The 24,823-nt window shown below is 66.8% G+C and carries 19 protein-coding genes, 2 tRNA genes, 2 pseudogenes and 1 other annotated feature; of the genes and pseudogenes, 10 read left to right on the top strand and 13 right to left on the bottom strand.

Going from position 1 to position 24,823, the window contains the following annotated elements; all coding sequences use genetic code 11:
• Positions 1 to 497 precede the first annotated feature (497 nt).
• A complete protein-coding gene (locus tag BMX93_RS12970) occupies positions 498 to 1,475 on the top strand; it encodes an ABC transporter ATP-binding protein (protein ID WP_177170196.1) in 978 nt (325 codons plus the stop codon).
• Entirely contained in the window at positions 1,361 to 2,188 is an 828-nt protein-coding gene (locus BMX93_RS10600) for an ATP-binding cassette domain-containing protein (RefSeq protein WP_281245668.1), read from the top strand. Before BMX93_RS12970 ends, BMX93_RS10600 begins: the two co-directional genes overlap by 115 nt.
• 78 nt (positions 2,189 to 2,266) lie before the next feature.
• On the opposite strand, the gene BMX93_RS10605 is transcribed toward BMX93_RS10600, so the two are convergent.
• Complete coding sequence (locus BMX93_RS10605; RefSeq protein WP_091970879.1) at positions 2,267 to 4,300, bottom strand: M3 family metallopeptidase; 2,034 nt, start codon at positions 4,298 to 4,300, stop codon at positions 2,267 to 2,269.
• Positions 4,301 to 4,341: 41 nt separating this feature from the next.
• Here BMX93_RS10605 and BMX93_RS10610 point away from each other — a divergent pair, with 41 nt between their 5' ends.
• On the top strand, positions 4,342 to 5,676 hold the full coding sequence (locus BMX93_RS10610; protein ID WP_218139314.1) for a DUF4921 family protein: 1,335 nt from the start codon (positions 4,342 to 4,344) through the stop codon (positions 5,674 to 5,676).
• 13 nt (positions 5,677 to 5,689) lie between these two features.
• Here the strand turns inward: BMX93_RS10610 and BMX93_RS10615 are convergent, their stop codons facing one another.
• From BMX93_RS10615 to BMX93_RS10660, 11 genes and pseudogenes are all read right to left on the bottom strand, one after another.
• Entirely contained in the window at positions 5,690 to 6,616 is a 927-nt protein-coding gene (locus BMX93_RS10615; protein WP_425438783.1) for a phosphoenolpyruvate-utilizing N-terminal domain-containing protein, read from the bottom strand.
• 108 nt (positions 6,617 to 6,724) lie between these two features.
• Positions 6,725 to 7,150, bottom strand: a pseudogene (gene dhaM, locus BMX93_RS13355) (dihydroxyacetone kinase phosphoryl donor subunit DhaM); the annotation flags it as partial.
• Positions 7,147 to 7,788, bottom strand: coding sequence for a dihydroxyacetone kinase subunit DhaL (gene dhaL / locus BMX93_RS10620; RefSeq protein WP_091970882.1), 642 nt, complete (start codon positions 7,786 to 7,788; stop codon positions 7,147 to 7,149). The pseudogene dhaM and the gene dhaL, both read right to left, overlap by 4 nt.
• On the bottom strand, positions 7,776 to 8,774 hold the full coding sequence (gene dhaK, locus BMX93_RS10625; protein WP_091970883.1) for a dihydroxyacetone kinase subunit DhaK: 999 nt from the start codon (positions 8,772 to 8,774) through the stop codon (positions 7,776 to 7,778). The genes dhaL and dhaK overlap by 13 nt, the downstream gene beginning before the upstream one ends.
• A 172-nt stretch (positions 8,775 to 8,946) precedes the next feature.
• Positions 8,947 to 10,635 (bottom strand): energy-dependent translational throttle protein EttA, encoded by a 1,689-nt coding sequence (gene ettA / locus BMX93_RS10630; protein WP_091970884.1) that lies wholly within the window; start codon positions 10,633 to 10,635, stop codon positions 8,947 to 8,949.
• 427 nt (positions 10,636 to 11,062) lie between these two features.
• A complete protein-coding gene (locus BMX93_RS10635; RefSeq protein ID WP_091970885.1) occupies positions 11,063 to 11,572 on the bottom strand; it encodes a single-stranded DNA-binding protein in 510 nt (169 codons plus the stop codon).
• Positions 11,573 to 11,640: 68 nt separating this feature from the next.
• On the bottom strand, positions 11,641 to 12,306 hold the full coding sequence (locus tag BMX93_RS10640) for a hypothetical protein (protein WP_091970886.1): 666 nt from the start codon (positions 12,304 to 12,306) through the stop codon (positions 11,641 to 11,643).
• Between the two features lie 8 nt (positions 12,307 to 12,314).
• The gene (locus BMX93_RS10645) at positions 12,315 to 13,955 is read right to left on the bottom strand and encodes a GTPase (RefSeq protein ID WP_091970887.1); all 1,641 of its coding nucleotides are present in this window, start codon (positions 13,953 to 13,955) and stop codon (positions 12,315 to 12,317) included.
• On the bottom strand, positions 13,952 to 15,853 hold the full coding sequence (locus BMX93_RS10650) for a P-loop NTPase family protein (protein ID WP_177170199.1): 1,902 nt from the start codon (positions 15,851 to 15,853) through the stop codon (positions 13,952 to 13,954). The genes BMX93_RS10645 and BMX93_RS10650 overlap by 4 nt, the downstream gene beginning before the upstream one ends.
• Positions 15,854 to 15,926: 73 nt before the next feature.
• On the bottom strand, positions 15,927 to 17,351 hold the full coding sequence (locus BMX93_RS10655) for a PrsW family intramembrane metalloprotease (RefSeq protein WP_143052897.1): 1,425 nt from the start codon (positions 17,349 to 17,351) through the stop codon (positions 15,927 to 15,929).
• A 57-nt stretch (positions 17,352 to 17,408) separates the two neighbouring features.
• Positions 17,409 to 17,484 (bottom strand) — tRNA-Arg (locus BMX93_RS10660).
• A 191-nt stretch (positions 17,485 to 17,675) separates the two neighbouring features.
• Here BMX93_RS10660 and BMX93_RS10665 point away from each other — a divergent pair.
• The 4 genes and pseudogenes from BMX93_RS10665 (at position 17,676) to BMX93_RS10680 (ending at position 21,185) form a co-directional block, all read left to right on the top strand.
• A complete protein-coding gene (locus BMX93_RS10665; RefSeq protein ID WP_245725832.1) occupies positions 17,676 to 18,929 on the top strand; it encodes an MFS transporter in 1,254 nt (417 codons plus the stop codon).
• 23 nt (positions 18,930 to 18,952) lie between these two features.
• Positions 18,953 to 19,618, top strand: a complete 666-nt coding sequence (gene orn, locus BMX93_RS10670; protein ID WP_091970900.1) for an oligoribonuclease — start codon at positions 18,953 to 18,955, stop codon at positions 19,616 to 19,618.
• A gap of 116 nt (positions 19,619 to 19,734) precedes the next feature.
• Positions 19,735 to 19,807: transfer RNA gene (locus BMX93_RS10675), tRNA-His, on the top strand.
• Positions 19,808 to 20,164: 357 nt separating this feature from the next.
• Positions 20,165 to 21,185, top strand: a pseudogene (locus BMX93_RS10680) (IS3 family transposase).
• Positions 20,443 to 20,556: a sequence feature (AL1L pseudoknot), on the top strand. It overlaps the preceding pseudogene by 114 nt.
• A gap of 590 nt (positions 21,186 to 21,775) precedes the next feature.
• Here the strand turns inward: BMX93_RS10680 and BMX93_RS10690 are convergent.
• Positions 21,776 to 22,960: an MFS transporter gene (locus tag BMX93_RS10690; RefSeq protein ID WP_177170200.1), complete on the bottom strand. Its 1,185-nt coding sequence runs from the start codon at positions 22,958 to 22,960 to the stop codon at positions 21,776 to 21,778.
• A gap of 85 nt (positions 22,961 to 23,045) precedes the next feature.
• Between BMX93_RS10690 and BMX93_RS10695 the strand changes: the two genes are divergently transcribed.
• The 3 genes from BMX93_RS10695 to BMX93_RS13155 all read left to right on the top strand — a co-directional run bounded on the left by BMX93_RS10695 (position 23,046) and on the right by BMX93_RS13155 (position 24,624).
• The gene (locus BMX93_RS10695; RefSeq protein WP_218139315.1) at positions 23,046 to 23,489 is read left to right on the top strand and encodes a MerR family transcriptional regulator; all 444 of its coding nucleotides are present in this window, start codon (positions 23,046 to 23,048) and stop codon (positions 23,487 to 23,489) included.
• A 97-nt stretch (positions 23,490 to 23,586) separates the two neighbouring features.
• On the top strand, positions 23,587 to 23,964 hold the full coding sequence (locus tag BMX93_RS13150; RefSeq protein WP_218139316.1) for a relaxase domain-containing protein: 378 nt from the start codon (positions 23,587 to 23,589) through the stop codon (positions 23,962 to 23,964).
• Positions 23,965 to 24,147: 183 nt separating this feature from the next.
• Positions 24,148 to 24,624, top strand: a complete 477-nt coding sequence (locus tag BMX93_RS13155; RefSeq protein ID WP_218139317.1) for an AAA family ATPase — start codon at positions 24,148 to 24,150, stop codon at positions 24,622 to 24,624.
• Positions 24,625 to 24,823: the final 199 nt, after the last annotated feature.

The following is a 24,823-nucleotide window of genomic DNA, read 5'->3' on the forward strand; positions in this document are numbered from 1 at the left end:
CGCCACACCCGCCGAGTTCGAGCACGCCCACTACGCAGCCCTCAACCGAGAGCCGCAACCCGCATAGGAGCGGCCGAAAACCTGGGGCGCTTCACCCTGCCGTCGACGACCCGCTATGCGCCGATCTTGTCGAGGACGCCCGACCCCGCTCCACCATCGGCCACCTCAGCCCACTACAGTACGAACAACAGCTGATCGCCCAGAAGGCCCACCCGTCCGCCTGACCACACAACCCGCCAGTCCGGGACAAGGGGTCAGCCCCACGGCCAAAGTCGAACGACGACGTGAGGATGGTCGCTGGGAGTATCAGCAAAAGACTCAAGTGTTGTTGGACCTGGATGCGCCAAGTATTCGGATGGTACGCAGGATGTATATGTGCAAGAATTATTCGATATTTCATAGCTCATCTGTTCTTGTCCGTGACGGATCAATAATTGCGAAACGCTCATAAGACATTGCGAAACGCTCATAAAACTCGTTCAGCCCCCCTGTGGTGCATGGTTCAGGGTATTGCGGTGGCACCTCGGGCCATGGTGCTGGCTCTGCTCATCTCGATCATCGCTGCATTCTTCCCGGCGCTGCAGGTACTCATACTCAATCAAATCCCCGAAGTACAGGACACCCCCACCCGTCTGCTCTCGCTCATCATCTTTCTCGGTATCGCGAGTGGCTGCGTTTTTGCCGCCCAAGAAATAGCAAACACCTTGCAGGCCACCGCAAAGTGGAAGGTTATTACCGCCATGCGGGACAGGCTCGATCAGACGCTCGCGAACGTTCCCCTCAAGCTTGTTGGAGACAGGAAGTCCGCATCGTCAGCTGGCGAGGCCCGCGAAGCGGTGGAACATGCGATCGCCCCGCTTGCGGTCGTGTCAATCCGTGTGATCATGACCGCGGTCATGGTGGTGAGCTTGTGCGGTTCGCTGTGGAAACTGAGTTGGCTGGCGGCCCTGTTCGTCTTCTTCTCCTTGGCCCCTTCGGTTGCTGGGAATTGGAAACTGTCGCGTCTCCAGGACCGCCTATGGCCCCCATCAATCGAGCACTCAAAACGTGCAGAGTACTTCGAGAACCAACTCATCTATCAACGGTCAGCAGTTGAACTTGCCGGTCTTCAGACCCGCACAATGTTTGCGGACAGGGCATCGAGAGAAAGGAAGGAGTGGCTGTCGAACCACCTGAAGTTTGCACGCACATCACTTTCCTGTGACACATTGAGCGGTGTTGTAGGAAGCGCCTCATCATCTGCGCATTGCTCTCCTTGTACCGGTCCGGCACATCCATTGGCGGTCTTGCCGGTGGGACGATGGGGATTCTTTCCGCAACATCTGCGGTGTCCAACCTTGGGTTCACCCTCGGTTCCATCATGGTGGAGATCCCGGCAGTGCACTCATTCCGGGAATACATCGCGAAAATTTCGGTCCCGACAACATATGTTCCCATTCGCACATCATCTGATGAACTTGACATTCGGAATGTGACTGTCCGATATGCAGAAAGTACTCGCCCGGCTGTCAACAATTTTTCGCTCACTGTCCACAAGGGGGAGATGATTGCGATTGTGGGGGCAAATGGTGCAGGAAAGACCAGCCTGGTCAATGCGCTGATAGGTCTCGCCCCCATGGCGTCCGGGCAGATCACGATCGACGGTTCTCCCATCACAGCGCTAGGGCCTGAGGAACGACTGTCTTATTTCGGTGTCTTGAATCAGGACTACGGACGCTATGAGATCACGGTTCGGGAGAATCTCCGCATGGGTTCGCGTCATGCCCTCAGCGATGAGGAATACTGGCTCAGCCTGGACTTCACCAATGCCAGTGGATTCGTTCGCGAGTTGCCCGATGGGCTGGACACGCTGCTGGGTGAGCAATGGGGCGGCGCGGGGCTGTCGGGTGGTCAGTGGCAGAGGTTGGCTCTCTCGCGGATCATATTGCGCAATGCAGGAATATGGCTGTTGGATGAGCCGACCAGTGCCATTGATGCCGAAACGGAGGAGGAAATATTCCAGTTCCTCTCCAAGAATCGAAACGATCGCATAATAATAGTAGTGTCACATCGCTCCTGGACATTGAAAGCCATGGACAGGATTTATGTCATGAAACAAGGATCGTTGCTTCAAGTCGGCAGCTACAAAGAACTGCTTTCCCAGCCCAACGGAGAATTCTCAAGGATGTTTCGCAGCCAACGAGACTGACTGCCAACCACGATCCCTCGACGATTGATCCCAGTCTCCGCTCTCGGGTTCAGCGTGTGATGGCATGAAGAGTCCCCACTACCGGCAGTGGCGTGCGATGAGGTGTTCCACGTCCGGATCGGCGCCACGGAAGGCCCGATAGGTTTCCATGACGTCCACGCTGCCGCCCGGCGCCAGCACCTCGCGACGGAAGCGTTCGCCGGCCTGCCGATTCAACCCGCCATTCGCGTCGAACCAGGCGCAGGCGTCAGCGTCGAACACTTCGGCCCACAGATAGGCGTAATACGCGGCGTCGTAGCCACCGGCCCAGATATGGCTGAAATAGCGGGTGCGGTAGCGCGGCGGCACGAGTTCGACGTCGACCTTTCGGGCGGCCAGTGCCCGAGCCTCGAAGTCGTCCACCTGGAGGGGCTCGGTGGGCAGTTCGTCCAGCGGTGCCGAATGCCAGGCCTGATCGAGCTGCATGGCGGCTGCGGTTTCGAGGTCCTCGAATCCGATGTCAGCCAGCCGGCCGCGCTCGAGGCGATCGATGAGCTCACCGGGGATCGCCTCGCCGGTGTTCCAGTGGCGGGCGTAGTGGGAGATGAGATCGCGGTCGAGGGCCCAGTGCTCATTGACTTGACTCGGGAATTCGACGTAGTCAGTGGGGGCATTTGTGCCCGACATGGAGGGATAGCGGCTGTCGGCGAACAGACCGTGCAGGCAGTGCCCGAACTCGTGGAAGCAGGTGATCACCTGGTCCCAGCTTAGCAGCGCCGGCTCGCCCTTGCGGGGCCGGGCGATATTGGTGTTGAGGGTGACGACCGGGAGGTCCCCGAGCAATTGGCTCCGGGCCACCAGGTCGGTCATCCACGCCCCGCCCTGCTTGCTGGGTCGCGCCCAGGGGTCGATGACGAGCAGGCCCAGCACTGTGCCGTCCTCCTCGCGCACCTCGTGGACGCTGGTATCGGGGGTGTATCCGTGCAGGTCCCCTCGTGGATGCACGGTGATGCCGTAAAGCCGGCGGGCCGCCTCGAAGACCCCTTCGTGCAGAACCCGGTGGAATTCCAGATAGGGACGCAGTTCCCCATCGTCGACCGCATCCTCGGCGCGCAGCTTCGCGGCGACCCAGGCCCAGTCCCATGGGCGGAAGTCCAGTCCCGGAGCGCACTGCGCGAAGGCCCGCTCGTAGCGCTGGGCGTCGGCCCGGGCCTGGCGCACGGCCAGCTCGGAGAAGCGGTCGAGCAGAGGCTGCAAGGCCTCGACGGTTTTGGCGCACCCGGCCGAGGCCACATAGGCGGCATGGGAGTCAAAACCGAGCAGCGTCGCCCGCTCGGCCCGCAGCCGGGCGAGTCTCACGACGGATGCCCCGGTGGCGCCGGCGCCCGTTGCGCCCCTGGACACGGAGGCCTCGAAGACGCGCTGGCGCACATCCTGCCGGTCAAGAGCGGCCAGCCAGTCCTGGTTCGTGGTGTTCACCAGCTCGAGCAGCCAGCCCTGCCGGCCTCGGGCCTGCGCTGCGCGCCGCGCCCGGTCCTTCTGTTCCTCGGACAGGCCCGCCAGCTCGTCCTCGGATTCGATGGGCACCGCTGCGGCATTGCGTCCCGTGACGAGCAGCTGGCTGAATGTGGACTCGAGCGAGGCGATCGTGGCATTGAGCTGGCGCAGTCTCTCCTGGTGTGGCGCGTCGAGCTGCACCCCATGGCGCGCGAACTCGCGCAGCACCTCCGCGAGCCACCAGCGGGCCTGCGCATCCAGATTGAGCGCCCCCTTGTCCGCGGCCTCCTGCGTGGCCCGCACCCGCTCGTACAGCCTGGCGTCGAGCCAGATCGAATCGTCGTGTGCCGCCAGCTCGGGAGCAAGCTCGTCACACAGCGCGTCGAGCTCTGCCGTGGTATCGGCGTCGCGCACCGTGAACAGCGCGGCGCAGGCGCGCCGCTGGGCCACCCCGGCGCGCTCCCAGGCACCGATCACCGAGTCCTCAGTGGGCGGCGCAACCGCCTCGCCGATCTCGTCGAGACCTTGGCGTTGGGTGGCGAGCGCCGCGCGCACAGCCTCACCGAAACGCTGCGGATCCAGCGAACCGAAGTCCGGCAGATGGAAATGGGCCTGTTCGGGCAGTGCGGAACTCATGGCCTCATCCAACACCGTCGGACAACTCCTAGACTCGCGGCATGAGTGAGTTCGGCTCCGGTGACCCGCTGAGGGTCATGCCGGACGGGACGGTGAAGCAGCTCAGCCTTCTGTCGGGGGTCCAGGTCTGGACGGTGCCCAGCCGGGCCGACCGGCCCGTGGTCCGAAGCGGCGCCCCTGCCCGCAAGCTCGCACCCGGCGACGAGGACCACGAGTGCCCGTTCTGTCCGGGTCGGATCGCCGAGACTCCGCCCGAGAAGGCCCGCCGGATACGCACAGACCAGGGGTGGCGGACCCTGCGCGGGATACTGCCCGGGCAATGGCACGACTCCCAGTGGTGCTTCCGCCGGATCCCCAATCTCTTCGAGATCGTCGGTTACGACTACTGGGCGCGCAACTACGCCTTTCGCGCCCCCAATGCACTGACACAGCGCTGCAACCGCTACTGCGCCGACTCGGCGGGACGCCTCCACGTGGAACAGATCCTGCGCACGAAGCAGGCGGCCACCGGTGAGGAGATCACGGATTGCGCCGCTCTGGACGACGCAGCGCTGGCTCGCCGGGCGATCGGGCTGTTCGCCGGTGGCCACGACGTCATCGTGGCGCGCCGCCACTTCGTCGACGGAGCCACCGATTCCTCCCAGCTGGCCGGTTCGGGCACATTGAGCGTGGCGGAGCATGCCCAGTACATGGACGTCACCATCGAGGCCCTGCACGATCTGTACGAGCAGAACCGGCATGTGCGCTATGTGGCAGTCTTCCAGAACTGGCTGCGCGCAGCGGGAGCGTCCTTCGACCATGTGCACAAGCAGCTGGTCTCGATCGACGAGCGGCCGGTGTCGGTCCAGCAGGAACTCGCACGGCTGCGGGCCAACCCGAACGCCTACAACGACCTCGCGCTCAACGTGGCCGTCCAGCACGATCTCGTCATTGCGGAGAACGCGCACGCGATTGCGTTCGCCGGCTTCGGGCACCGCTACCCCACGATCGAGATCTACTCGAAATCGGCCATCTGCGAGCCCTGGGCGCAGACCGAGGCCGAGCGCGCGGACATGTCAGCCCTCGTGCACGCCTGCCATGCGGGCACCGGCACCGAGGTTGCCTCCAATGAGGAATGGCACCATCGCTCCCCCGACATGGACATGGCGATGCCCTGGCGGATCAACCTGAAGTGGCGGATCTCGACATTGGCAGGTTTCGAGGGCGACACGAAGATCTATGTGAACACGCTCGACCCCTGGCACCTCCGCGATCGCCTCGTCGCGAGCCTGACGGGCCTGCGCGACGCCGGGCGGCTGGGCGCCGGGATTGCGATCGGCGATCAGTGCCCGGCGCGCTACAACAGCCTGCGCTACAACCCTCAGTTGCGATGCTGAGGCACGATGCGCACTACCGGACGCGGCGAAAACTGTTGGCCGATGGATCGATCTCGACCAGCTCACCGTCGGCAAGCATTGACGCATCGGGGACCCCGAGAACCAGCGGTATCCCTCGGCTGCGGGCGATCATCGCGCCATGCCCGGTACGGCCCCCAGTGGTGGTGATCATGCCGAGGCAGCGCTCCATATCGGCGGTGGCGGCGGTGATCGCGTCCAGCTCAGGCAGCACCCAGATGCCCGGCTCGACCTCACGCCCATCGGACCAGTCCGCGCCGGTGAGAGCCAGCACGAGCAGACGGCGCAGGGAGCGCACGTCCTGACCACGTTCGCGCAGATAGGGGTCGGTGAGCTTGTCGAAGCCCGTGGCCATCTCACCCAGCACGGCGCTCGCGGCGCCCAGCGCGGAATCGCCGGCGGCGATCCGCCGCGAGGTCTTGCGAGCAAGCACCGGGTCGGCGAGCATTTCCGCCTGCGCACCGAAGATCGCCGCCATGGGCCCGGGTGCCGCGGCGCGAAGGTGCTCGTCGACCGCCGCCAGGGCCTCGTCGAGCCGGCGCTGTTCGGTGGCGGCATCTGCGGGACGGTACCCGCTGATGTCGGCATCGAGTGCGACGATCCGGACCGGCCCGCGTACCGGGCCGGTGGGTGCCGCTGTGTCCTCGTTCGTCGTGGGGTTCTCGATGTGATCGCCGAAGTGGTCTGCGGCGAGTTGCTCAAGCGCGGCGCGGGCCCCGGCAGCCTCAGGCCCGGTGGCCCTCACCCGCATGACCTGGCCCTCGCGCAGTTGCAGGCCGGTGACGGCCGAGAGGCTGGACGCGTCGACGGCGCCGGCGCCCGTCGAGACATTCGACAGCTCCACGTGCGCGTCGAAGCCTCGAAGGGCAGAGACGAGCGCGGCGGCCGGGCGGGCGTGGAGCCCATGGGGGTTGTCCAGCACGACATCCCACTGCTCGTCCGCTGCGAGGGGTTCGGCTGAGCCCTGGCCCGGACGAGGCGCCTCGCCGGCCTGGCCATCGGGCTCGCCGGCCTGGCCATCGGGCTCACCGGCACCATCCAGCTGCTGTGCCTTGGCCTGCAGGGCCATCCGGGCCTCGCGATCGACCTCGTCGAGGCCAGCCCCCGAAGAGGCGGTGACGACCGCCGCGATGAGGCCCTCGACCAAGGGCGCCGAGGAGATCCGCACTTTCGCGGCAAGCTCGGAATCCACGAACTCGAGCGCCATTTCGGCGCTGAGGATGGCCGACCCGAGGTCGACCAGGACAAGGATGCCCTGCGCCTCGGACAACTCCTCCAGCGCCGCTGCGACGGCTGTCGCGTCGGTACCCACCGTGGTCTCATCGAGGCCAGCGGCCACCTTGACGGGGGGACGGCTCTGTGGCGCCACCATCTGGGATGCAAGATCGACCGCCGCAAGAGCGAGCGGGTGGCTGTGCGAGACGACGAGCAGAGCAATCACCGGACAGCTCCTCAGACCAGGGTGCGTGCGGCGGATTCGATGAGCAGGGCGGCGCTGGCTGCACCCGGGTCAATATGACCCACGCTGCGCTCCCCCAGATAGGATGCGCGCCCGCGCCTGGCCACCAGGGCCGCGGTGGCCTCGCGTCCGGCGTCGGCCGCCTTCGCGGCCTCGGGCAGCGCCGCGGCCAGCTCGGCTCCCCGGCTGGCCTGCTCCTCGAGGCATTCCACGGCGGGCACCAGCGCATCGACCATCGTCTTGTCGCCCACGGCGGACTTCCCTCGTTGGGTGACGCCCTCGACTCCCGCCTTGAGCGCCCCGGCGAAGGCGGCCGTATCGAGCGCATCGCCGGAACCCAGCTGGCCGGCCATCCGCAGAAAGAGCGTGCCGTACAGCGGCCCGGCCGCTCCGCCGACCGTGCTCACCAGCGTCATGCCGGTCTTCTTGAGATAGCTGGCCGCATCGCCGAATGCGGCGAGGTCAAGGCCGGCGACCGCCCGCATGCCGCGGACCATATTGGAGCCATGGTCGCCGTCGCCGATCTCACGGTCCAGGTCGGTCAACTCCGCCTCGTGCTCCCCGATCACCCGGGCATACTCCTGCAGCCAGGCGGAGATCTTCTCGAGAGATGTCGTGCTCATCAGCAGCCCCATCTCAGGCCGGGGGTGTTCACGGGGGCATCCCACAGGTCCAGCAACTCGTCGTCCGCGCGCAGCAGCGTCAGGGAGGCGCCGCCCATGTCGAGTGCGGTGATGTAATTGCCCACCAGGTGGCGGGCCACGTCGACGCCGTTGCTGGCGAGCAGCGGCGCCACCTCGCCGTAGAGCAGGTACAGCTCGATAAGCGGGGTGGCTCCCATCCCGTTGAGCATCGCGATGACCGGCGCGCCGGTGAAGTCGAGGTCGGCGAGCACCGGCTCGACAAGCTGGTGCGCGACATCGCTGGCCGGGCCGAGCTTGACGCGCTCACGTCCGGGCTCGCCATGGATGCCGATCCCGAGCTCCATCTCGTCCTCGGCCAGTTCGAAACTCGGCTTGCCGGCGGCCGGGGTGGTGCACGGCGTGATCGCGATGCCGAAGGAGCGGCCATTGGCCACGATACGGTCGCCGAGCTCCTTGAGCGCGCCCAGTTCGCGCCCCTGCTCGGCGGCGGCTCCGACAATCTTCTCGACGAAGACGGTCAGGCCCACGCCCCGCCGCCCTGCCGTGTACAGCGAGTCCTGGACTGCCACGTCATCGTTGACGAGCACAGTGGCCACCTCGACGCCCTCGGCGGCCGACAACTCTGCAGCCATGTCGAAGTTCATGACATCGCCGGTGTAGTTCTTGACGATGTGCAGCACGCCCGCTCCGGTGTTCACCGCATTCGTGGCGGCCGAGATCTGGTCGGGCACTGGCGAGGTGAACACCTCCCCGCAGCAGGCGGCGTCGAGCATGCCGGCTCCCACATATCCCGAATGCAGGGGCTCATGCCCCGAGCCGCCGCCCGAAACCAGTCCGACCTTTCCGGGACGCGGTGGCTGGGCGCGGTAGACGATCCGGTTGTCCAGATCGACCCGCTGGGTGTCGGGGTGGGCCGCAGCCACGCCCTTGAGTGAGTCGAAGATGACGTGCTCGGCATCATTGATGAGCTCTTTCATGGTTCAAGTCAAGCATCGCCATCAGGGGCCCACAAGGAAACGCACGACTGTGCAGCCCCGGGGCGTGTACCTGCCCCGGGGCTCCAGCAGGGAGCTCCGGGGCAATTCGGGGTCGCGGTCAGCCGTTCGCGCGCGGGGCGCACGGTCAGTCTTTCGCGCGCGGGGCGCGCGGTCAGTCGCGCGTCAGGCGGCGGTGCTTGCTGGCATGGGGGCGGGAGGCTTCCTCGCCGAGCCGGGCAAGCTTGTTGGCCTCGTAGTCGGCGAAATTCCCCTCGAACCAGAACCACGACGGATCGTTCTCGTCCTCGCCGGCTCCCTCCCAGGCGAGGATGTGGGTGGCGACCCGGTCGAGGAACCAGCGATCGTGGCTGATCACCACGGCGCAGCCGGGAAACTCCAGCAGGGCGTCCTCGAGACTCTGCAGGGTCTCGACATCCAGGTCATTGGTGGGTTCGTCGAGGAGCAGGAGGTTGCCGCCCTGCTCAAGGGTGAGGGCCAGGTTGAGCCGGTTGCGTTCGCCACCGGAAAGCACCCCGGCGGGTTTCTGCTGGTCGGGGCCCTTGAAGCCGAATGAGGCGACATAGGCGCGGCTGGGCACCTCGAAAGTACCCACCTTGATGTAGTCGAGGCCGCCGGAGACCACCTCCCAGACCGTCTTGTCGGGTTCCAGGCCGGCTCGCCCCTGGTCGACATAGCTGATCTCGACCGTCTTGCCGACCCTCAGTTCTCCGCGGTCGGGCTGTTCCTCCCCGACGATCATCTTGAACAGGGTGGACTTTCCGACGCCGTTGGGGCCGATGATGCCTACGATTCCGGCGCGCGGCAACGTGAAGTCGAGGCCATTGAACAGCACCCGATCGTCGAAGCCCTTGTGGAGATCGGTGGCCTGGAGCACCTCGGAACCCAGCCGCTTGCCTGGCGGGATGTTGATCTCGCCGGTGTCGAGCTTGCGGCTGCGCTCGGCCTCCGCTGCCAGTTCCTCGTAGCGGGCCAGGCGGGCCTTGTTCTTGGCCTGACGGGCCTTGGGACTCGAGCGCACCCATTCGAGTTCCCGCTCGAGGATCTTGGCGCGCTTGGCGTCCTTTTGGCCCTCAATCTGCAGGCGCTTGCGCTTGGTCTCGAGATAGGTGGAGTAATTGCCCTCGTAGGGGTACAGGCGGCCGCGGTCGACCTCGCAGATCCAGTTGACGACATGGTCGAGGAAGTAGCGGTCGTGGGTGACGCACAGCACGGCGCCGGGATAGCTGCGCAGGTGGCCCTCGAGCCAATTCACCGACTCGGCATCCAGGTGGTTGGTTGGCTCGTCGAGGAGCAGCAGATCGGGCTGTTCGAGAAGCAGCTTGCACAAGGCCACGCGCCTCCGCTCACCGCCTGACAGCACCGAGACAGGGGTGTCGGGCGGGGGGCACTGCAGGGCATCCATCGCCTGTTCGAGCTGGGAGTCGATGTCCCAGGCATTGCGATTGTCGAGCTCGACCTGGAGCTCGCCCATCTCGGCGAGCAGCGTGTCGTAGTCCGCGTCGGGATCGGCGAGCTCGGCGCTGATGGCGTTGTAGCGGTCGAGCATCGACTTGACCGAGCCGACGGCCTCCTCGACATTCTCGAGCACCGTCTTGTCTTCGGTGAGCGGCGGTTCCTGCTGCAACAGCCCGACGGAGGCTCCCTTGGCGAGGAAGGCATCACCGTTGTTGATGGGCTCGAGACCGGCCATCACCTTGAGGAGCGTCGACTTCCCAGCGCCATTGGGCCCCACCACACCGATCTTCGCGTCGGGGAAGAACGACAGCGTCACATTGTCGAGGATGAGCTTTTCGCCGATCGTCTTGCGCACGTCGTGCATCTGATAGATGAATTCAGCCATAGGAGCGTGGATACCCTTCGCATCACGATTGGAGCCGCTTTCCGTGCCACCGCAGGTGGTCCCGCTGACCCGGCACCGCTGACCCAACACCGTTGACCCAGCGCCGTTACCTGCCGTGCCCTTGCCTTCAGTGTCCATGCCTGCAGTGCCCATGCCTGCCGTGCCCATACCTGCAGTGCCGTTGCCCTCGGTACCGCCGCATGAGTGCCATTGCTTGGGGTGCCATTGCCTGCGGTGGGCCGACAACCGGGGCAATGGCCGACAGCTCGGGAAGCCGTCGCAGCGCCCCCAGTATGCCAGCGCTGCCTCGCCAGCCCGAAATATCGGGCCAAGCCGTCTTCATGTCCATCTCACCGGGCATGGCCTGGTCGCTGCCGTGGGCACCACCGGCTGGCCCGGGACCCTGCTCGACCCACCCGTGTGCCAATCAGGCCACATGCACCCCCTCGCTGGAATCGGCGTCGGCTGGTTCGGTCATCGGCTGCTCCTGCGCTGCGCTGGCAGCCCTATCGGCGCTCTGGCGTGGGGTACGGGTGAACTGGCTCGTGCCCCGGGCGAGATCGTGACCGAGCGCCAGTGCGGTGAGCACGAGCCGTTCGCGCGGCTCACCGTCTCTGCCTTGCCAGCGCTTGGTCTGCAATCTGCCGACGACGATCACCGGATCGCCCTTGTGAATGCTCGCTGCCGCATTGTCGGCAGCACGATTCGAGGCCTCAACGGTGATCCAGGTCGTCTCGCCGTCGACCCATTCGCCGTTGCGGCGGATCCTAGGAGTGGTCGCCAGCCGGAATGTTGCAAAGCTGTAGCCCTCGGCGGCGGTGTACTCGACGGCGGTTCCCACATATCCGCTGAGGCTGACATTGGTGTCCATGGCTGTTCCCTTCGGGTTGGACCGGCTGCGCCGATGACTGCCGGCCGTGTCGATGACTGTGTGCATCGATCACCCCGGCCGGTCAGTCACTCGGATTCTGTGGACAACCGGCCCATGGGCCAGGACCCGCCGGGTCAGATCTCGATCGTGGCCACGAAACGGTCGACGATCTCGAGGACCGTGCGCTGCACCGCCAAAGACGCGCGCCAGTCACCAGGGACCTCCAGCGAATGGTTCGCCCCGTCTACCTGCACCCATCGCTGGGCGCGCCGATCGGCCGCCGCGCATGCGTACAGAGGATGCGCAGGTTTCTCGGCCGGACCCGACGACGCCAGCCCGCCGGGCACGCCAAACAGCTCATCCACCCGTCCGGGCGGGGGCGTCCAGTGGTGGTCCGCGCCGCCGCCGACGAGCAGACAGTTCCCGCGGTACCCAACCAGGGCCTCGCGCACCCCGACATCCTCAAGCAAGGGGGTGAGCCAGATTCCGTCCCAGCCCCGCTCACTGGCGGTGGCGCCGGCCCGGGTGCCCATGGACTTGGCGATGACGAGCGTGTGAGCGGCATCCGGTGCCTGCGCGTCGAGCAGGTCAAGGGCCCTGCCGACCACGGACTCGTTGTTGGACTCGGGACCGAGCGACCACCAGGCCTGTTGCACCCACCAGCCGTGCTGATGGGCGATTGCGGCACACCAGCTGAGCAACGGCCGCTCGCAGCTGTAGCGCACGCCGGGAAGCATGAGGACACGACGTGGCACCCGCTGCGGCAGCGCGCCGACGCGCCAGTAGGGTGCCGTCCTCATCGCAGGATTCATCGTTGGCCTCTTGCCGCCGCAAGCAACGTACGCGCCTGCTCGTGGCGCTCCAGTTCCTCGGCCACCGGCGCGATGACGTGAACCCGAGCCACCCTCGCGACCGCTTCGCGCAGCGCGCCCAGCGCCCGAGCACGGCGCCGCCTGGCCGACAGCTCAACCCCGGCACGGCTGAGCACACCGAGCAGAATCCCAGCACCCGCGCCGCCCAGCACGAGCACGGTGGGCACCGGTGCGCCATGCCATCTCGGAATCGGCAAGGTGCCGGAGAACAGCGCGTTCACCGCGAGCCAGCCGCAGCCCAGCGCAAGCACCGTCAGCAGCGTCCACTGGGCGATCCGCACGAGACGCCACCAGCCCCGTCCGGATGCCATGCCCAGATCGGCCGATCCCACTGCGCGGTCCAGGTCGTCTGCCAGGCTCCCGGCCGTCGACAGCGATGCTGCCCGCACCGCCTCGGCCCACCGTGGCGCCAGACCCATCGAGGCACGATCGCTCAGTGCCCGCACGGCGCTGTCGATCCGGGCGCGTTCCACTCCCCCGCTCAGCGCGGTGATGCTGGTACGGGGGACGGTGGTCGGGGCGATCTCCTCGGGCCGCGGTCGCCTGCCGCGAACCGCGCGGGGCAGGTCGAGATGAAGCCGCTTCAAGGGGTCGGCGCGCACTGCCGAGATCCAGGAGACGAGTGGCCAGCCGGTGGCGGCAGCACCGCGCCGGCGGGTCGCCTCGAGAACGGCCTGGCCCACCATGTCAATACCGGCTGCGCGAGCGAAAGTATCCTCGAGCGCCGCCGCGAGCGCCGGGTCAACACCCGGCGAGACACCATCGCCCAGCTCGCCGGCCAGGATCTGGGCCGCCTCCCTGATGTCGGCCGCGCTGCGGCGGGCAGCTGCCTGCTTGCCGGCAACGACATGCGCCAAGCGTGCGCGCAGCGCGTCGACCCCCTGGCCGGTGAGCGTGGAGGTGGCCAGTACGGTGGTGGCCCCCAGGCCCTCGGCGTCAAGCAGTCGCCTCAGGTCCGCAAGGGTGCGCGAGAGCTCGGTGCCGGCGAGCCGATCGGCCTGGTTGAGGACGACGATCATCATCTCGGCGTATCCGGCCATCGGCACGAGATAGCGCCGGTGCAGCGCGGCGTCCGCGTACTTCTGCGGGTCGACCACCCAGACCAGGGCGTCCACGAGGGAGACGAGCCGGTCCGCCTCGAGGCGGTGGCCCAGCTGGATTGAGTCGTGGTCGGGCAGGTCGAGCAACACCAGCCCATCGAGTTCGGGCATGCCGTGGACGCTGGTGCGGACCGGCACCTCCAGCCAGTCCAGCAGCCGGTCATCGCCGCCAGCACCGAAGCTCACCGCCAAGGTGCGCGAGGTGGTGGGGCGCTTCACGCCGGCTTCGGCCAGGCGGGCTGTGGCGAGGGCATTGAGCAGGCTCGACTTCCCGCTACCGGTGGCACCCGCCAGCGCGACAACGCTGCGCTCGCCGCTGAACGAGAGGCGCGCGCCGGCGCGGGCCACCACCGCTTCGGCGCGCATGACGGCCTTCTCGTCGATCCTGCCCCGGCACAGTGCCGCAGCCTGGCCGAGTGCGCCGAGCTGGGCACCGAGATCACAGGCCTGCGGCGTGGCGGCTGCGCGCCTATTCACCGCTGCCTCCCGTCCTCGCCCGACTCGTCCCCGCTGGGACGGGGCAGGGCCGGTGGCTCGTCCACCAGTTCGGCATCGACGATCTCGCCGGCCTGCGCCCTGGCGCTCACCTGGTCGAGCCGAGGGGCCGGGCGGACGTCAGCCCCGGAGGGTTCATCGGCGGGGGCGAACCCACCTCCCGATCCGGCGAGAGATCCCGGCCGGGGCGAACCACTCCGAACGGCGACCACCTCGGCGATCGCGGCGTCCACCCGCTCGGCGACAGTGTCGTCGACGCCCAGTTCGGCGAGCAGCACGGTGAAACGATCCAGCTCGGTGTCCATGAGGGCCACGACGCGCTCGTCGAGCTTCTGCCGGGCAGTCTCAGCCAGCCGGCGCACCGCCTCATCGCCGAAGATCGCTTCCAGGAGCCGCTGGGCGACCACAGTGGTACCACCGGCAACGCCCATCTCAGCGCCGCTGAGCCCCGCAGTGTGCGCGAAGATGACGATCATGAGCGCCGCGCCGGCCCCATTGACGCCGGCAGCGGCCAGCCGCGCGGTCCTGCGGCGGCCCTTGCCCTGATCGGCCACCAAGGCGAGCACGTCCGCTTGCCACTGCCGGATCGCCGAGGCGCAGCGCGTGGCGAACTCGTCGCTGGCGCGTGCCAGCCCAGGATGACCGGCCATGAGCGCGCGACCCGCGGGGGTGCCCCGCCAGGCGGCGGCGGCGCGTTCGCAGGCCGCCTCGCCCTGCTCGCGCACGAGAGCCTCCAGCCCCGATTCGGCGGCCGCGGCAGCATGAACGCCCTGGGGCGATTCTCCTGTCAGCGCGCGGGTGATGCGGTCGCGCAGCCAGCTCACCTTCTCGTCGATGACGCGGGAGAACTCGCTCGTGCCCACGTAGTCATGCCAGCGCAGCAGCACCTCGCCGCGCAGCAGGGTGCCGTCGCCGGATTGCCGGCGCACCGCATGAATGGCCTCATGGAAGCAGTGCGCCGCATCGACTGCGAGCTGGCGCACCACCTCGGTCTGGGCCCGAGCAGCGTCGGCAACCGAGGGTGCAGCACGCACGATCGCGCCGATGGCGCCGTCAAGGGTGGCCAGCACCACCTGCTCGCGTCGCCGATTGTCGGCCGCCAGCGTCGCAAGATAGCTGCGAATCGGTGCAAGGGCCGTCTCGGGGAGCCTGCCGTGCTCGTCGGTGACGGTTTCGGGCACGGCGAACAGCGGCGAATCGGCCAGCCCGCGGGCGCTCATGAGCCGGCCCAGGTCGACGGGCACGAGCTGGGCCGCGGCAGGCGGGATGCGGTCGCAGACCACCGCCACGCTCGCGCCGCGGCTGGCAGCCGCGTTGAGGTACTCCCAGGGAACTGCGTCGGCATAGCGCGCGGCGGAGGTGACGAAGAGCCACAGGTCGGCGGCGTCAAGTAGCTGGGCCGCCAGCGCCCGGTTCTCGTCCACGAGCGAATCGATATCCGGGGCGTCGAGCAGCGCGAGCCCGGCGGGAAGGTTCGGGTCGGCAGTGAGCTGGAGGGCGCCGGGGCCCGATGAGACCGCCCTGGTCCGTGCGAGACCGGGAAGGATTCGATCGGACTCGAACCAGCGGGCGTCCCCGGAGTTGTGAACCAGGACGGGGCTGCGCGTGGTAGGGCGGATGACGCCAGCTGGACTCACGACTCGCCCCAGCAGCGAGTTCACCAGGGTCGACTTGCCGGCACCGGTGGATCCTCCCACCACGGCCAGCAGCGGGGCATCGAGATGGGCCAGGCGTGGCACGACGTAGTTGTCGAGCTGGGCGACGATCTGTTCGGCCTCCTGCCGTTGCTCCGCGGCCCCGGGCACCGACAATGGCAGGACGACTTCGCGCAGGGCATCGCGCAGCCGCACCAATGCCCCGCTGAGGTGCTCTGCCACCACTATGGGCTCCCTCCTGTGTCCGTCCCACTCTCGCACGGGAGATACCCCTCGGGCGTCGAGCCGAACGACTCGCTCAGCGCGCGGCGCTGCCCACTGGTACCGGTGCGCCGCTGGGAGGGGCGAAACGGGGCCGGCGAGGACCGCGCACGACATGCCACCAGCCGCGAAGCCGGGCGGCGATGTTCTGCCAGGTCCAGTTGTCGGGTTTGACGGACAGCCCTTCGGTCTCGTGGAGCGCGACCGGACGCAGAGCGGCGATATCGGCGAGCAGCTCGCGTCCGTGCAGGTTCGCCGCACCATCGACCACGCCCGCAGTGACCGCCGCCCGAAGATAGGCGACCTCGGTCATGAGGCTCAGCATCCGATGCGTGGCGCCGAAGACCCGTGGCCCACGCAGCAGCGCCGCGACCAGCAGCTTGCCCCGACGCAAGAAGCTGGAGTACACGATCGGGTCCCGGGGGTCGAGCCAACCTGCGATCACGAGGTCTTGGAGCCGGGCACCGAGTACCCGCGCCTCGCTGCGGCAGTGCACGACCAGCCTCACGAGAAGGGCGAGGATGATCGAACCGCCCACGATGAACAACAGCGTCTGGCCGCCCCCGGCCACCTGGGAGCCGTTGAATGCCATGTGGAGGCCTGCCGCGAAGAGGTAACCGGCAACGGGTGCGAGGACGCGCACGAACGTGCTGCGCGAGCGCAGCGCCACTGCCAGGCCGATGGCGGTGCACGAGGTGAACAGCGGATGGCCCCACCAGGTCTGCAGGCCCCTGGCAACGTAGATCTCGTGGAGTGCCTGGTTGGCGTCCACTCCATAGACCATCGATCCGTACAGATAGGTGCGGACGTAGTAGACGATGTCCTCCACCACGGCGAAGCCGACGGCTGACATGCCCGCCAGCGCCACCGACTGCATGACACCAACGATCCGGTAGCGCACCAGGATCGCCAGCAGGAACAGCACTGTGGCCTTGGCGGCTTCCTCGACGAAGGGAGCCACGTAGATGGCGGCGCGGGCGCTGCCCATCGGGTCGGACCTGTCGACAGTGAGGCGGCTGGCCACCCAGTCGTTGGCATTCGCGGCGAAGTACACGGCCACCGCACCGCCCCAGGCCAGGCAGACGGCCTTGAGCAAGAGGCTCGTGGGGCGCAGCCGGTCGATGAGCCAGAAGACCACCACGCCGATGACGAGGGTGACGAGGGCCAGCTTGGTGCAGCGCCACAGGGCCTCGTTGAACTGGCTGACGGTCGGTTCGGAGCGCACTCCACCGTGTTCGGCGGTGTAGTTCCCGACTGCCTCGGTGATGGTGCGGCGGTAGCTCAGGTAGACCTGCCACAGCAGGACCACGCAGAGCGGGAAGAACACGGCCGCCAGCCAGCTCAGCGGGTTGCGCAGGATGCGCTGGCGTCGGCTTTCGCCGGGGCGGTGGGCACGGGGCAAACCGGACAACCGGCGGGCCCTGGCGTCGGCGACGACCATGGCAGGAGATGGCTTCGGCACGGCGCCAGACTACCTGCGCAGTCTTGGGATGAGCTGGGCGCAGCTGACGGTGCGCTGTGGCGGCCCGGGTGGGAATCGAACCCACGCGCGACAGATTAGAAGGCTGCTGCTCTATCCCCTGAGCTACCGGGCCCGGTGGTGAATCTTCCGGTGGCCAAGTCTAGGGGCTCGGCACCGTCGTGCTCCAGCGGCGGTTGGGCATTGCCTCCAGGCGCCGGGCGTGGGTGGGTGGCCGGCGCCAGTGGCAGCGGATGCCCGCAGGAGGGCGTGCCGGATGGCAGTGCCCGGCCACGGCTTCGCGCAGCCGTGAGAGACTCAAGCACCGTGGCCACACGAAATCACTCCCTGGGCAAGACCCTCTTCGGCATCTACGGGCCAACCCTGCTCGCCTCCATCGGCTTCGGCGCTGTCATCCCCCTGGTCGCCATCCAGGCTCGCGACCTGGGTGCCAGCGTGGGGCTCGCGGCGTTCATCACGGCCCTGCGCGGGATAGCCCAGGTTGTCGGTGATCTGCCTGCGGGGATCCTGGCCGAGCTGCTCGGGGAGCGCATTGCCATCGCGGGGGCTTGCTTCACCGACGCAGTGACGATGGCCCTGATCTTCCTCACGCACTCGCTGCCGGTTTTGGCCATCGCGGTCTTCCTCCAGGGCTTCACCGCGTCAGTGTTCAATCTGGCCCGCCAGACCTATCTCACCGAGAACATCCCGCTGCACTGGCGGGCCCGGGCGATGTCGAGCCTCGGCGGGGTCTTCCGGGTGGGCTGGTTCGTCGGGCCACTCATCTCGGCGGCCGTCGTGAACCGCTGGAGCATGCCCGTGGCCTTCGCCTTCTCGGGCCTCATGAGCTTCGGCGCTGGCCTGGTGACGCTGTTCATGCCCAATCTGCCCGGCGAGACGGCACACAATGTGCAGGCAATCCGGCAGCGGCGGGCCACCCACCACATGAGTACGTGGAGCGTGCTGCGCAAGCACAGCCACGTGCTGCTCACGATGGGGACCGGCTGCATGGCGCTCATGCTGATCCGTTCGGTGCGCCAGACGATCATCCCGCTGTGGGCAGAGGCGCACGGGGTGTCACCGGCGGCGACGAGCCTCATCTATTCGATATCGATGGCATTCGACGTGCTGCTCTTCTTCCCCGGCGGGGCCATCATGGACGCGTTCGGTCGTTGGTGGGTGACGATTCCGGCCATCTCGACGATGAGCGTCTGTCTGCTTCTCATGCCGCTGACGCACTCCTTCGGCACGATCACGCTCGTGGCCTGCATACTGGGCATCGGCAATGGGCTGTCCAGCGGAATCGTCCTGACCCTGGGCTCGGACTTCTCTCCCGAGGAGGGGCGGGCGGCGTTCCTCGCGGGCTGGCGGATGCTCTCGGATTCCGGCTCGGCGATGGGCCCGCTCATCATCAGCGGGGTCGCAGCGGTGGCAGGACTGGCCACCAGCTCGCTGGTGGTTGGGCTGCTCGGATTGGCCGGCGCCGGGTGGCTCGCGAAATATGTGCCGCGCACCGGCACGGCCGCCCTGGAGGAACGTGCTCGCAAGGCGTCCGGCGAAGGGGGGAAGGCTGCGGGATAGAGTTGCTCGCTGTGAACAACGGCATGATGGTGTGGATCGACTGTGAGATGACCGGGCTCGACCTGAGCGTCGACGAGCTCATCGAGGTGGCCTGCCTGGTCACCGATGGTGAGCTCAACGTGCAGGGTGAGGGTGTCGACGTACTCGTCAAGCCGAGCCAGGCCGCCGTGGACAATATGAGCGAGTTCGTCACGCAGATGCACACCGCATCGGGCCTGCTCGAAGAGCTGAAGGACTGCACGACGAGCGTGCAGGAGGCTCAGCAGCAGGTGCTTGCCTATATCAAGCAGTACGTGCCGCAGGAGCGCAAGGCACCGCTGGCCGGCAACTCGATCGGCACCGACCGCACTTTCCTGGCCAAGGACATGCCCGAGCTCGAGGCGTGGGTGCACTACCGCAACATCGATGTCAGCTCGATCAAGGAGCTTGCCAAGCGCTGGTATCCGCGTGCCTACTACCAGGCGCCCGCCAAGCACGGGAACCACCGTGCACTGGCCGACATCCAGGAGTCGATCGAGGAGCTCAAGTACTACCGCGAGGCTGTCATGGTGGCCTCCCCCGGGCCCACCACCGCCGAAGCCAAGATCATCGCTCACCGCTACGAGGGCAGCCTCACCGGGCTCAGTGATCGCGACGAGCCCCCGGAGGCAGACTTCGCCGGCGAGCCGGACACCGGCACCGTCGCCTGACGGCGCGCAGCGTCTGCGGGCCTTCGCAGTGCGATCCGAGACAAAGCGCCGTGGATTTGAGCAGACGTCGCTCGTTCCGGTATCATAAGCGAGCTGTCCGAGCGCGGACGGCAATGGTGGATGTAGCTCAGTTGGTAGAGCCCCTGGTTGTGGTCCAGGTGGTCGCGAGTTCAAGTCTCGTCATCCACCCCGCTTGGGCCAAGTTCAAACTTTCGACCAAAAGAACCATCCTTGGTCCGGTTTGAGCTTGGCCCTTCTTCCTGGCTTCGGCCGCCCAGTTCAGAGCGTTGCCCTGCACCTCGGGATCGCACAGCAGGTTGAAGGGCTTTTGGAACTTGACCCTGACCCGCCGCCCCCGTCCTCGTCGATGCAGATCCTGGTGAAGAACGCCTGGTTGCACAGTCCGCGGTTCAGGTCGTCGCACCGCTGGTAGATGTCCGAGACATTCGCCAAAGGCCAAGCGAATCCTCCGGGTTCTCCCGCGCCTCCGGGTATGTCTCGCTCTTGGTTTGATGGAGGCTCTGAACATCCCGGAAGGATGAGGAGATGCCTGCTTTGAAGAAGTATCCGCCCGAGTTGAAGGAGCGTGCGGTGCGGCTCGTGTTGGCCGCCCGCGACGAGTCCAGTGGCCGCCGCGGTGTGTGTACGCGCGTCGGTCAGCAGCTCGGGATCCCGGTTGACACGTTGCGCAGCTGGGTGCAGCGCGCCGAGATCGATGAGGGGGCACGGCCGGGCACACCGACGGACGTGAACGCGCGGTTGATCGAGTTGGAACGGGAGAACCGTGAGCTGCGGCGGGTGAACGCGATCCTGCGCAGCGCGTCGGCTTTCTTCGCGGCGGAGCTCGACCGCCCACAGAGCAGATGATCAGCTTCATCGGCGCGCACAGGGATGAGTTCGGGGTCGAGCCGATCTGCGGGGAGCTGCCGATCGCCCCGCAGACCTACTACGCCGCGAAAGACGAAGCCGGCGCCAGAGACCGACCGGCTGACCTCGTCGAGCGGGAGTTCACCGCGTCCGCGCCGAACCGGCTCTGGGTCGCGGACATCACCTATATCCGCACGTTCACCGGTTGGGTCGACGCGTCGTTCGTGATCGACGTGTTCTCCCGCCGCGTGGTGGGCTGGCAGCTGTCCACGAGCCTGCACACCGACCTCGCCCTCGATGCACTGAAGAGGGGCCTGTGGTCACGCACCCGCGGGGGCCGGGACGTGTCCGCGCTGATCCACCACAGCGACCGAGGCGTCCAGTATCGCGCCATCCGCTACACCCAGCGGCTCGCCGACGCCGGCGAGTCGCGTCCGTCGGAAGCCGGGGCGATAGCTATGACAATGCTCTCGCGGAGGCGTTCACCTCGCTCTTCAAGGCGGAGCTGATCCGCATTCGCGGTCCCTGGAAGAGCATCGAAGACCTCGAGTTCGCGATCGCCGAATACATCGACTGGTTCAACCACCGACGCCTGCACGGCCAGATCGGCCACGTTCCACCCGTCGAGATTGAAACGGCGTACTACGCCGCCCACCCTGCTCCCGTCGCCGTCGGCGAACGGGTCAACGCGAGTCTCTAACAAACCCAGGGCTTGACAGATTGTCAGCCTCTCGCGTAGAAGGGACGAGCATGACCTCGAATGCTGCCGAAGCAATCTCCCAGGGGTCCAGCCCGTGCTTGCCGGCCAGCGGCCGGTATCGGGCCGCGGTGTAACGCATCAGTTCGGCCGCTTCAGGATCCCGCCACGCTCCCGGGCCGGACTGATGAAGCCGGATCAGCAGAGCGCGTAGCCCTTCCGGAGTATCGAGGCCGTAGTCGGTTGTACCGGCCTGGAACCCAGCACCGTTGCTCGGTTCGGGTGGAGTGTGTTTGGTCACGGTAGCACCCCCGCGAAGGAGGTGGCCCCCGAGATCCAAGCGAAGGCGCGCGCCAGGGAGCCCCTACAACCGTGCGTCAGCGGGAGTGCCGCTTGCGCCGCGCTGCTGGCGCAGCACGACTTGTCAGAAGGCCGTTTCGCGGCCTGCCCGACGAACTCGAAACCCTCCCGGCCGGAATCACCCCAGTGATGGTTGAACCGGGACTCTCCACTCCCGGAGTGCCCAACAGGAGCATTGGAACGCTGCTGCGGAACGGGGACTCGCATTGGTGCGAGCTCTAGCGAACCGTCAGTCAGGTTGGGCGCGCCGAGCGCGCCGCGGTGAACAGTAGGAGAGCGACGAGGTAGGCGGTGATAGCGAGGATGGCGACGCCGGTGAAGCCGCTGGTTTCGGCGAAGACAGGTCCAGCGATCCCGACGCCGATGGTGGTGCCGGCGTACATGGCGACGTTCGAGAGGGAAGACACCGTGCCGCGCGCCTGGCCTGCACCGGCTTGGAGGGTGGCCATCATGACGGGGAAAACAAAGCCTCCGGCAAGCATGATGATCGCCAGCAGCCCCACGGCGGGCATAAGCAGTCCGGTCACTGCGACGAGGAGATAGCCGGCAGCCATGACAACTATTCCGACGGTAAGGGATCGGGAGGCACCCCAGCGAGCGACCAGGCGGTGGCCGAACAGAGAACCGGCAGCGTTGCCGCCTCCAATGAAGATCATGGCGACGCCGATACCTGTGGTGTCCAGGCCGAAGTCGCGGGCGAACCAGGAGCCGTAGAACGACAAGGCAGCGAAATTGCCGGTCTGGAACACGAAGTAAGCGATGAGGGCGACTACCAGCGGGCGGGATGTCAAGACCGCGCGATACCCGCGGGTAGCTGCGCCGACGGGCGCTGTCGTCCGGGCCACGGGCGGGAAGAAGACCGTCAGCAGCGCCAGGACGATTGCGGCGGCGATGCTGATGGCGAAGAAGGAGAACCGCCACGACGCGGCGGCGAGGAACGCACCCAGCGGTATGCCGGCGAGCTGGGCGATCGCCAAGCCCGCAGTGGCTCGGCCCATCGTTCGTACGATCCGGTCGGCAGGTACGAGCTGAGGGATGGATGCCCAGATCTGTGGAGTTGCCAGTGCGGCGGCCGCGCCAGCAAGGAACCGGAACGCGGCCATCGACCAGAACCCCCATGCCAGACCGCAGGAAGCGGTGAGTATAGCGAAGCCGGTCATGCCGACCAGGAGCATTCGTCGGCGATCCATCCGGTCCGAGATAGGGCCGGCAATCAGCGCGCATAGGGCGTAGCCGAGCGCGTAGGCGCTCACCAGCCACCCGGACGCCTGAGTGGTCACATGGAACTGCTCTCGCAGTTCGGGAAGCAGGGGTGCGACGAGGAAAGTGTCGGTGCCGACGATGAACATCGTCGCGAACGACAACCACCCCACAGTCTCGACGCCGATCTCCCGCCCTGTTCGCCGTGTCGTTGCCATGCCCGCCCTTCCGGTTCGTTGGTGGAGGTACGGGTTCGACGCTAAACTTTGACAGTGCTGTGAAGGTCAAGCCTGGAAGGAACCGATGATGCGAATCGCGGAACTCGCCAGACGGGTGGGAACGACCCCCCGGATGCTGCGCTACTACGAGGACGAAGGACTACTCACTCCCCAACGGGGCCTCAACGGCTACCGCGATTATGACGGAGCAGACTTGCAGACGGCTGAGCAGATCGTTGCTCTGTCCGAGGCTGGGCTCACCCTCTCGTCCATCCGCACTGTGTTGCCGTGTGCAGCGCCCGACGGCACGCGACTACGGGCCTGTCCCATGGTCACCCCAGAGTTGCGGCGCCAACTCGACACCATCCACGATCGCATAGCCGCGCTGACCCAAAGCGCGAACGCCATCGAGAACTACCTCGCCACACTCGAACCCCGCAATGCCGGTACCGGCCTCGAACCGATTCCCGCCGCACTAGATCACCCGGTAAGCGCCCCGAAGGAATCAGGGCTTGCCACAGCCGTCTGATCCTGACTAACAACTGTGCACGTATTCCACCGTTGGTGGGGTGTGCCCACCTCTCTCATGAGACGACTCATGAGAGAGGCCCAGATGAAGGGTGGGGGTGATCCTGTTCCACGGCAGCGGGGCTGCCGCGCGCCGGTATATCGAGGCCGATCGCTCGCGGGCGGACGAGTACTACCTGGGTGCGGATGATGCCGTGGCCGAGTACTCGACGCTCGACTCCCGCGGCGAGGTCACCGCCGCTCGATCCCTGACCGCCGATGAATACGAGGGATGGGTGGACTGGACAGAGCCGATCACGGGCGAGTCGATGGGTACCCCGCGCGAGCCCGGCGAGAGGTCGAAGGGCTCGCCGTTGTTCACTGAAATGACGATCAACGCGGCAAAGAGCCTTTCCGTCGCAGCCGCCCTCCACCCAGAGGTCTCCGAAGCCCTCGATCAGGCTCAGCAGGACGCCCTTGTGGAGATACGGCGTTAGCTCGGTCAGCACTCCGTCACCAGGGTCGGGCCGCGTGAGGCCGATGAAAACCATCCTCATCGAGCGGGTGCAGGTCGTCGGCATCCGACAAAGACCTCCCGGGCGGGTGATCCGAACCGGCATATCCACATGCAGATCGGCACGCGTATCTTTGCGGCTGGGAAGTGACGGGCGCTGGACACGGTGGCCCTGCTCAAGCAGCAGGGCGCGATCCATGCCCTCGCCACGATCACCGCCGAAGCGGGGGCGACGGTCGCACTTGTCGGTGACCGCGCACAGTTGCCCGCGGTCGGTCGTGGCGGTGTGCTCGATATGGCCGCCCAGATCAGAGGCCGCACCTACGACATGACCGAACTCCACCGCTTCACCGATGCTGAGCACGCGGCCCTCACGCTGGCGATGCGCAACCGGGAGAACCCCGGAGCAGTGTTCGACCCACTCGCCGCGATGGGGCTCGTTACCCTCCGTGCTGATGAGAAGCATGCACGCGACCACATCACTGCACACGCGGGCGAGGATGTGGCGATTACGGTCGCCACGAACGACGAAGCCTCCGCGCTGAACGAACGCATCCGTACTGGCCGCATCGAGCGTGGTGAGGTCGATGACACGATCACCGCGACCGGCAGCGACGAGTTGCCGATCGGGCTGGTGACTTGATCCAGACGCGGAAGAAAGACGCCGCGCTGGGTGTCACGAATCGGCAACAGTGGATCGTGCAGCACGTCATGGAGGATGGCACCGTTTACGCCCGCGAAGCCGCCAGCTGTCGCAGGAGCCCCCGCACCGTCGCCCTGCCGCCTGAGATGCGGGAGAGCATGCGCACCTTTCCTACGCGGCCACCGCGTACGGCGTCCAA

It is taken from the genome of Propionibacterium cyclohexanicum, from assembly GCF_900111365.1.
GTDB lineage: Bacteria > Actinomycetota > Actinomycetes > Propionibacteriales > Propionibacteriaceae > Propionibacterium > Propionibacterium cyclohexanicum.

What these genes read in the sequence shown, in the direction of transcription:
- BMX93_RS12970 (WP_177170196.1), top strand. Translation starts at nt 498, where the DNA reads ATGGTTCAGGGTATTGCGGTGGCACCTCGGGCCATGGTGCTGGCTCTG.
- BMX93_RS10600 (WP_281245668.1), top strand. Translation starts at nt 1,361, where the DNA reads ATGGTGGAGATCCCGGCAGTGCACTCATTCCGGGAATACATCGCGAAA.
- BMX93_RS10605 (WP_091970879.1), bottom strand. Translation starts at nt 4,300, where the DNA reads ATGAGTTCCGCACTGCCCGAACAGGCCCATTTCCATCTGCCGGACTTC.
- BMX93_RS10610 (WP_218139314.1), top strand. Translation starts at nt 4,342, where the DNA reads ATGAGTGAGTTCGGCTCCGGTGACCCGCTGAGGGTCATGCCGGACGGG.
- dhaL (WP_091970882.1), bottom strand. Translation starts at nt 7,788, where the DNA reads ATGGGGCTGCTGATGAGCACGACATCTCTCGAGAAGATCTCCGCCTGG.
- dhaK (WP_091970883.1), bottom strand. Translation starts at nt 8,774, where the DNA reads ATGAAAGAGCTCATCAATGATGCCGAGCACGTCATCTTCGACTCACTC.
- ettA (WP_091970884.1), bottom strand. Translation starts at nt 10,635, where the DNA reads ATGGCTGAATTCATCTATCAGATGCACGACGTGCGCAAGACGATCGGC.
- BMX93_RS10635 (WP_091970885.1), bottom strand. Translation starts at nt 11,572, where the DNA reads ATGCACACAGTCATCGACACGGCCGGCAGTCATCGGCGCAGCCGGTCC.
- BMX93_RS10640 (WP_091970886.1), bottom strand. Translation starts at nt 12,306, where the DNA reads ATGAGGACGGCACCCTACTGGCGCGTCGGCGCGCTGCCGCAGCGGGTG.
- orn (WP_091970900.1), top strand. Translation starts at nt 18,953, where the DNA reads ATGATGGTGTGGATCGACTGTGAGATGACCGGGCTCGACCTGAGCGTC.
- BMX93_RS10690 (WP_177170200.1), bottom strand. Translation starts at nt 22,960, where the DNA reads ATGGCAACGACACGGCGAACAGGGCGGGAGATCGGCGTCGAGACTGTG.
- BMX93_RS10695 (WP_218139315.1), top strand. Translation starts at nt 23,046, where the DNA reads ATGATGCGAATCGCGGAACTCGCCAGACGGGTGGGAACGACCCCCCGG.